The sequence below is a fragment of the Actinomyces polynesiensis genome, from assembly GCF_000820725.1.
In the GTDB taxonomy this organism is placed as follows: Bacteria; Actinomycetota; Actinomycetes; order Actinomycetales; family Actinomycetaceae; genus Pauljensenia; species Pauljensenia polynesiensis.
Genome location: NZ_CCXH01000026.1, coordinates 1 through 7,747 on the forward strand (window position 1 = coordinate 1; position 7,747 = coordinate 7,747).

Sequence of the window (7,747 nt, forward strand, 5' to 3'; positions counted from 1 at the left end):
AGTCCGGCGCGGGCGCCCTCGTGGACGGTGAAGGTCACGTCGGTGAGGACGCGGTGGTCCCCGAAGGACCGTGAGAGTCCCTCGGCACGCAGGAAGGGGGCCCGGGAGGGGGAGGGGGTGAAGGACGTGGACATGGCACCTGGGATCGGTCGAGGGGGGTCGCGCGGGGTCGCCGGTCCGTCCCGGGTGCCGCTCACGCGAGGGTCTCCACTCAGTTCCACATGCCACCGACCCTAGGGACCGGACGGTGCACCCGTCAATCAGCGGGTGCCACGGAGCCATGGTGTGATCGGTCACGCGGGGCTAGTCTCGGAAGCAGTCGGACACCCCCGGGCACCACGTTCGGGAGGCGTCGCAGGGACGGGGGCCAGACCCCGCCACGAGGGCGGCACCGTGGCGTGCCCGGGAGGGAGGACGTCGTGACGGACACCGGTGTGACGGTGCGCCCGCCCGCCGTGGCCGGGTCGTTCTACCCCGCCGATCCGCAGGAGGTGGCGGCGCAGGCGGATGAGCTCCTGCTGGCCGCCTCCACGGTCCTCGCCCAGGGGGCACGGGCCCGGACACCGAAGGCCATCGTCGTCCCCACGCGGGGTGGATGTGGTCGGGTGACCTCGCGGCCCTGGGGTGGCAGAGCCTGGCCCCCAGGCGCCGCACGATCGAACGGGTGGTCCTGCTCGGTCCCACGCACCGCGTGGGCATCCGCGGCATCGCCCTGCCCGGCGCCGACGTCTTCCGCACTCCGCTCGGCGACCTGCCGATCCCGACCGAGGAGGTCCTGGAGGCCACCGCCGACCTCCCCTGCCCGGTCCACGTGGATCCGCTCACCCACGCCCGGGAGCACGCCCTCGAGGTTCAGGTGCCCTTCATCCAGCGGGTACTCGGAGCGGTCCAGCTGGTGCCCCTCAATGTCGGAGTGGCAGACCCCGACGAGGTCGCCGACGTCATCGAGGCCCTGTGGGGCGACCGGCGCACGGCGGTCGCGGTGAGCACCGACCTCTCCCACTACCACGACGCGGACACCGCGAGGGATCTCGACAGGGCGACGATCCGTCGGGTGCTGGAGCTGTCGGGTCCCGTCGGACCGGAACGCGCCTGCGGGGCGTTCCCCCTGAACGGGCTGCTCGAGGTCTGCGTGCGCCGTGGGCTCCACCCGCACCTGCTGGGCGCGCACAACTCCGGGGACGCGCCCGGAGGGGACAGCGACCGCGTCGTCGGCTACGCGGCCTTCGCCATCGAGGAGGAACACCATGAGCCATCTGCCACCTGAGGCCGGTCCACGCCTGCTGGGCATCGCGCGCGGTGCCATCGAGGTACGCCTGGCCGGGACACCCACGGCCCAGATCCCCCTGGAGGAGATCTCCAGGCGCGCCAGCCGCCCCGAATGGCTGATGGCGCCGGGGGCCAGCTTCGTGACACTGGAGGAGGACTCGAGGTTGCGGGGGTGCATCGGCACGCTCAGCCCGCACCGCTCCCTGTACGAGGACGTCGCGCACAACGCCGTGGCCGCCGCCCTGCACGACCCGCGCTTCCCCCCGCTCAGCCAGGGGGACCTGCGTGACACGCGGATCGAGGTCTCCGTGCTCTCCGAGCGGGTGCCGCTGCCCCACACCTCCGAGGAGTCGGTCCTGGAGGCCCTGCGCCCCGGGGTGGACGGCGTGGTCCTGGAAGCCGGTGCCTTCAACCGGGCGACCTTCCTCCCGCAGGTGTGGAAGGAACTGCCCGACCCGCGTGACTTCCTGCTGCACCTCAAGCGCAAGGCGGGTCTGCCCGAGGACTGGTGGTCCGACGACGCCCAGCTGGAGGTCTACACGGTGGAGTCGTGGGTCGAGGGGAAGCCGGAGCCATGACCCACCCCGGTGCCCCGGCGGCGACTGCCGCGCTCGGTGGCCGGGTGGGACGCTGGTGGCACCCCCTGCCCGACGGGCGCCTCCAGTGCGACCTGTGCCCGCGGCACTGCCGCCTGCGTGAGGGACAGCGGGGGTACTGCTTCGTGCGGGCACGCGAGGGCGACGCAGTGGTCCTGACGACCTGGGCGAGGAGCTCGGGGTTCTGCCTGGACCCGATCGAGAAGAAGCCACTGGCGCACTTCCACCCGGGCACCGCGATCCTGTCCTTCGGCACGGCGGGATGCAACCTGGGCTGCAGGTACTGCCAGAACTGGGAGATCTCCGCGGCCACGGAGTGGGACCGGCTGGGCCAGCAGGCCACCCCGGAGCACATCGCGGACGTCGCGCAGGCCTGGGGCGTGCCCCAGGTGGCCTTCACCTACAACGACCCCGTCATCTACGCCGAGTACGCGATCGACACGGCCAGGGCGTGCCACGAGGCCGGGATCCGCACGGTCGCGGTCACCGCGGGATACATCTCGCGGGAGGCACGGGCGGACTTCTTCGCGCCCATGGACGCCACGAACATCGACCTCAAGGGCTTCGACGAGGACTTCTACCGCCGCGTGACCGGAGGGCACCTCCGCGACGTCCTGGACACCATCTCCTGGATGGTGGCGCAGGGCTCGACCTGGGTCGAGCTCACGACCCTCCTCATCCCGGGGCTCAACGACTCCGAGGACCGGCTGCGCGAGGAGTGCCGCTGGATCCTCGGCGAGCTCGGACCCGACGTTCCCCTCCACTTCTCCGCGTTCCACCCCGACCACCGCATGCGCGACGTGCCCCCCACACCACCGGCGACGCTGCGCCGGGCGCGCGCGATCGCCCTGGAGGAGGGACTGCACTTCGTGTACACCGGCAACCTCCACGATGTCGAGGGGGACACGACGCGCTGCGCAGGGTGCGGGGAGGTCCTCATCGTCCGCGACTGGTACACGATCCTGGAGTACCGCCTCACCCCGGAGGGCGACTGCCCCCGCTGCGGGCTCGCGCTGCCGGGTCGCTTCGACGCCGAGCCGGGCAGCTTCGGTCCGCGCTCGGTGCCGGTGCGTCTCTGAGGTGGGGCGCGGGGAAGTGCGACCCGTACTCCCGGGGTCGACCTGAGCCGACCGGGGCGGGTCCGCCGGGTCGCGCGGGACCGACGAGGGCGGGGCCGCGCAGGCGGCCCGGAGGGTGTGCCTCAGTCGGAGGCGTCGGCCCGGTGGAACACGGCCTCGACGTTGTTCCCGTCAGGGTCGAGGACGAAGGCCGCGTAGTACCCGGGCCCGTAGGCCGGACGGGGTCCGGGCGCCCCGTTGTCCCGTCCACCCGCAGCCAGGCCCGCCGCGTGGAAGGCGTCGACCTGCTCGGTGCTCGTCGCCCAGAACGCGAGGTGGATCGGCGTGACCTCCTCGGCCTCGGAGATCCAGAGGTCCGCCACGGGAGCGGACATCCCGGGCACGGGCCCGCCCAGGCCCAGCCCGCCACCGAAGTCGTGGAGGACGGTGTACCCGAGTGGTGCCAGGGATCTCTCGAAGAAGGTGCGGGAGGCCGCGAGGTCGGTGACGCCGAGTCCGATGTGGTCGATCATGTCCACAGCGTAGTGGCGTGCCCCGGCCCGGGCAGTGGGACGGACAGGTGGGTGTGACCCGCCGCGGGGGCGTCCACGGAGCGGTCGTCTTTGCGATGTGGACCACCGCGCGCTAGGTTGACGACATGCGCTCGGGTCAGCTGCTGCTTCCCTGCCGCGACGAGGCCTAGACAGGCCGGATCCTCGTCGCGGCGTTCGTCGTACCCGGCCACGGTGACACCGAAGCCAACGACAGAGGAAGCAGCAACCAGCAATGAAGACCACCGCAGACGTCCCCACTCCCGCACGCTCACCGATGCCCGTGTCGAAGTACCGGTCCTTCCTCGACTCGAACCCGATCCTGCTGCCGGACCGCCAGTGGCCCGACCGGCGCATCACGAAGGCCCCGCGCTGGATGTCCACCGACCTGCGCGACGGCAACCAGGCGCTCATCGAGCCCATGGACCCCGCGCGCAAGCGTGAGATGTTCGATCTGCTGGTCCGCATGGGCTACAAGGAGATCGAGATCGGTTTCCCCGCCGCCTCCCAGACGGACTTCGACTTCGTTCGTTCCCTCATCGACACCGGGGCCGTACCCGATGACGTCACGGTCTCCGTCCTCACCCAGTCCCGGCCCGAGATCATCCAGCGCACGGTCGAGTCCGTCGTCGGGTTCCCGCGCGCCACGGTGCACCTGTACAACGCGACCTCACCGCTGTTCCGCCAGCTCGTCTTCCACGCCGACCGCGACCAGACGGTGGAGCTGGCCGTCTCCGGGACCCGTGAGGTGATCGCGAATGCCGAGAAGCTCCTCGACGACGACACGGTCTTCGGCTACGAGTACTCCCCGGAGATCTTCATCGACACCGAGCCGGACTTCGCGCTGGAGATCTGCGAGAAGGTCATGGAGGTCTGGGAGCCCTCCGACGACCGCGAGATCATCCTCAACCTGCCCGCCACCGTGGAGCGGGCGACCCCCAACGTCTATGCCGACCAGATCGAGTGGATGAGCCGCAACCTCTCCCACCGTGAGCACATCGCCCTGTCCGTGCACCCCCACAACGACCGTGGCACGGGCGTGGCGGCCGCCGAGCTGGCGATCCTGGCCGGGGCCGACCGCGTGGAGGGCTGCCTGCTCGGCCAGGGGGAGCGCACCGGCAACGTGGACCTGGTGACCCTCGGGCTGAACCTCTTCAGCCAGGGCGTGGACCCGGGCATCGACTTCTCCGACGTCGACGCGGTGCGCCGCACCGTGGAGCACTGCACGTCGATGGCCACCCCGCCCCGGATCCCCTACGTCGGTGACCTCGTCTACACCTCCTTCTCCGGCTCCCACCAGGACGCCATCAAGAAGGGCTTCTCCGCCCGCAAGAAGAAGGTCGCGGAGGCCGGTGGCCGCGAGGAGGACGTCATCTGGGAGCTGCCCTACCTCCCCATCGACCCCCACGACGTGGGGCGGTCCTACGAGGCGGTCGTGCGCGTGAACTCCCAGTCCGGCAAGGGTGGGGTCGCCTACCTCATGTCCACCTCCCACAACCTGGAGCTCCCCCGCCGCCTGCAGATCGAGTTCTCCCGCGTGGTCCAGCGCCACACCGACTCCTACGGTGGGGAGATCGACGCGGACTCCCTGTGGAGGATCTTCGCCGACGAGTACCTGCCCACCTCCTCCGCCGAGGGACTGGCCCCCTGGGGCCGCTTCGAGCTGGGCTCCTCCCGCGTGGTCAGCCACGGCGACGAGGAGCAGGTCGACCTGCACGCCTCCCTGCGTGACAACGGCGAGCCCGTGGTCATCGAGGCCAGTGGGTCGGGCCCCATCGACGCCTTCGTCGCGGCGCTGCACCAGTTCGACCTGGACGTCCGCGTGCTGGACTACTCCGAGCACGCCATGAGCCAGGGGCGTGACGCCCGTGCGGCCTCCTACGTGGAGGCGGCCGTGGACGGTCAGATCGTGTGGGGCGTGGGCATCGACTCCTCCATCACGAGGGCGACCTACAAGGCGGTCATCTCCGCCGTCAACCGCGCGCTGCGCTGAGGGGGCGAGGCCCCCGGTCGCTCCTCCCGACCCCGACCGGATGCAGCCGCTCGTGCGGCCCAGGCCGATCCACCCGGTCCGGGCACGTCTGCCGGACCGCAGCTGGAGCCGCACACCGTCCACTCCTGACCACCCACCCGCGCCGCTTCGGGGAGGACCTCCCCCGACCAGCGCACTCAGACCGACCCGACCGCCGCGAGCTCCGTGTGATCCACGGACGGCACGGCACAGGGTCCCACCACGGGGCGACCCCCCACGGTGAGCTCCGGCCCCCCTCGGCACCCGTCCGCGGGGGGCCGAGCTGCGCCCGGCCCGACCGTGTCCCCCAGGGGACGGAGGCAGTCCCCCACCGGGCGTCCCCTCCCTCGTGCGTCCGACCTCGCTGGTGGGTCCGCCCTCGTGTGCGCGTCTGACCAGGGAGGTGGGTCCGCCCTCGTACGTGCTCCCGCCACCTGCGCGGCCACCGCGAAAGTGCCCCACCGGGTGCGACAATGGGCCCGTGATGCGGACCTACCGAGATGAGGCCGTCGTCCTGCGCACCCACAAGCTGGGCGAGGCCGACCGCATCATCACGCTGTTGACCAGCGACAATGGCCAGGTCCGGGCGGTCGCCAAGGGAGTGCGCCGCACGACGTCGAAGTTCGGGGCGCGGGTCGAGCCGTTCTCCGTCATCGACGTCCAGCTGCACCGGGGACGCTCCCTCGACATCATCACCCAGGTCGAGACCATCACCTCCCACGGGCGCTCCCTGGCCGAGGACTACGACCTCTTCACCCCGGCCACCGTCATGGTGGAGACCGCGGAGCGTCTCACGGCCGACGCGGACGAGGGGTCGCACGCCCAGTACCTGCTGCTGGTCGGCGCTCTCTTCGCCCTCGCCCACCGTCGGCACGACCCGATGATGGTGCTCGACTCCTACCTGCTGCGTGCCCTGGCGATCGCAGGGTGGGCGCCCTCGTGCTTCGACTGCGCGGTGTGCGGGGTCGAGGGGCCCCACACGGCGTTCTCCGTCCCGGAGGGTGGTGCCGTGTGCGAGCACTGCCGTCCAGCGGGATCGGCGGCGCCCTCGGCGGGGGCGATGGCGCTCCTGGGCGACCTCCTCAGCGGGGACTGGGGACCCGTGGACTCCGCGCAGGACTACTGCCGCAACGAGGTCGTGGGACTGGTCTCGGCGTACACGCAGTGGCACCTGGAACGACGGCTGCGTTCCCTGCAGGTGCTGGAGAGGTCGAGGTGAGCATGGAGGACCACAGGTCCGGACCGTCCGGGGAGGACCGCAGGACGGGTGGGCCCGGGACGTGGGGTACGCCCGTCGTCCCCGCAGGTCCGGGGGCGCTCCGGGGCAGTGGGCCCGCCCCCATGGACCGCGCGCCCGCGGACCCCAGCGCACCCGTGGCCGGGCCGGGGGAGTGGCCGCGTCCGGCCCCCCACCTGGCGGCCTCCGAGGTGCCCGCCCACGTGGCGCTCGTGATGGACGGCAACGGTCGGTGGGCGAACTCGCGCGGTTTGACGCGCACCGAGGGTCACCGGGCCGGCGAGTACGCGCTCATGGACACCGTCGCCGGGGCCATCGACGCCGGTGTGCGCTACCTGTCCGTATACACCTTCTCCACGGAGAACTGGAAGCGTTCCCCCGCCGAGGTCCGTTTCATCATGTCCTACGCCTCCGACGTCCTGCGTCGCCGCACCGCCCAGCTGGACGAGTGGGGGGTGCACGTGCGCTGGTCGGGGCGCGAACCCCGCCTCTGGAAGTCGGTGATCCACGCCCTGCGGCAGGCGGAGGCCACGACGCGGCACAACGACACCCTGGACCTGGTGATGTGCGTGAACTACGGGGGCCGCGCGGAGATCGCAGACGCCGCACGCTCCATCGCCGAGGACGTCGCCCAGGGGCGCCTGAAGCCCGGGGGAGTCACGGAGCGCACTTTCGCGCGCCACCTCTACCTGCCCGACGTGCCCGACGTCGACCTCATGGTGCGCACCTCGGGGGAGCAGCGGATCTCCAACTACCTCCTGTGGCAGTTGGCCTACGCCGAGATGATGTTCGTGGACACGCCCTGGCCCGCCTTCGACCGCGAGTCCCTGTGGGACTGCCTGCTGGGGTACGCGGGGCGGGAGCGTCGCTACGGCGCGGCGGAGGACCACCCGGGGTCCTGACGAGGGCTGCCCGGTGGGGACTGACGAGGGCGGCCCGGCGGGTCGACAGGTGGTCACCGACGAGGTCGGCCCCGCACCTGTCCGGGGTCCCTCCCGCGACGACCCGCCCCGGGTGCCCTGTCC

Annotated in this window: 6 protein-coding genes and 1 pseudogene; 6 read left to right on the forward strand and 1 reads right to left on the reverse strand. The window is 71.7% G+C overall.

Annotated features, from left to right (window positions below; translation table 11 throughout):
• Positions 1-574 precede the first annotated feature (574 nt).
• From amrB to amrS, 3 genes and pseudogenes are all read left to right on the forward strand, one after another.
• Positions 575-1,267, forward strand: a pseudogene (gene amrB / locus TA90_RS00955) (AmmeMemoRadiSam system protein B); the annotation flags it as partial.
• On the forward strand, positions 1,248-1,847 hold the full coding sequence (gene amrA, locus TA90_RS00960; protein ID WP_043534159.1) for an AmmeMemoRadiSam system protein A: 600 nt from the start codon (positions 1,248-1,250) through the stop codon (positions 1,845-1,847). The pseudogene amrB and the gene amrA, both read left to right, overlap by 20 nt.
• The gene (amrS, locus tag TA90_RS00965; RefSeq protein WP_052450335.1) at positions 1,844-2,944 is read left to right on the forward strand and encodes an AmmeMemoRadiSam system radical SAM enzyme; all 1,101 of its coding nucleotides are present in this window, start codon (positions 1,844-1,846) and stop codon (positions 2,942-2,944) included. The genes amrA and amrS overlap by 4 nt, the downstream gene beginning before the upstream one ends.
• A gap of 122 nt (positions 2,945-3,066) precedes the next feature.
• Here the strand turns inward: amrS and TA90_RS00970 are convergent, their stop codons facing one another.
• Positions 3,067-3,456 carry a VOC family protein gene (locus TA90_RS00970; protein WP_043534160.1) on the reverse strand — a complete coding sequence of 130 codons (390 nt, stop codon included), beginning with the start codon at positions 3,454-3,456 and terminating at the stop codon, positions 3,067-3,069.
• 253 nt (positions 3,457-3,709) lie between these two features.
• Here TA90_RS00970 and leuA point away from each other — a divergent pair, with 253 nt between their 5' ends.
• The 3 genes from leuA to TA90_RS00985 all read left to right on the forward strand — a co-directional run bounded on the left by leuA (position 3,710) and on the right by TA90_RS00985 (position 7,624).
• On the forward strand, positions 3,710-5,467 hold the full coding sequence (leuA, locus tag TA90_RS00975) for a 2-isopropylmalate synthase (protein ID WP_043534161.1): 1,758 nt from the start codon (positions 3,710-3,712) through the stop codon (positions 5,465-5,467).
• Positions 5,468-5,969: 502 nt separating this feature from the next.
• Complete coding sequence (gene recO / locus TA90_RS00980; protein WP_043534162.1) at positions 5,970-6,704, forward strand: DNA repair protein RecO; 735 nt, start codon at positions 5,970-5,972, stop codon at positions 6,702-6,704.
• A 122-nt stretch (positions 6,705-6,826) separates the two neighbouring features.
• Positions 6,827-7,624, forward strand: coding sequence for an isoprenyl transferase (locus TA90_RS00985; RefSeq protein ID WP_043534164.1), 798 nt, complete (start codon positions 6,827-6,829; stop codon positions 7,622-7,624).
• The last annotated feature ends 123 nt before the right edge of the window (positions 7,625-7,747 follow it).

Coding starts and splice junctions, on each gene's coding strand:
- amrA (WP_043534159.1), top strand. CDS start 1,248: ATGAGCCATCTGCCACCTGAGGCCGGTCCACGCCTGCTGGGCATCGCG.
- amrS (WP_052450335.1), top strand. CDS start 1,844: ATGACCCACCCCGGTGCCCCGGCGGCGACTGCCGCGCTCGGTGGCCGG.
- TA90_RS00970 (WP_043534160.1), bottom strand. CDS start 3,456: ATGATCGACCACATCGGACTCGGCGTCACCGACCTCGCGGCCTCCCGC.
- leuA (WP_043534161.1), top strand. CDS start 3,710: ATGAAGACCACCGCAGACGTCCCCACTCCCGCACGCTCACCGATGCCC.
- recO (WP_043534162.1), top strand. CDS start 5,970: ATGCGGACCTACCGAGATGAGGCCGTCGTCCTGCGCACCCACAAGCTG.
- TA90_RS00985 (WP_043534164.1), top strand. CDS start 6,827: ATGGACCGCGCGCCCGCGGACCCCAGCGCACCCGTGGCCGGGCCGGGG.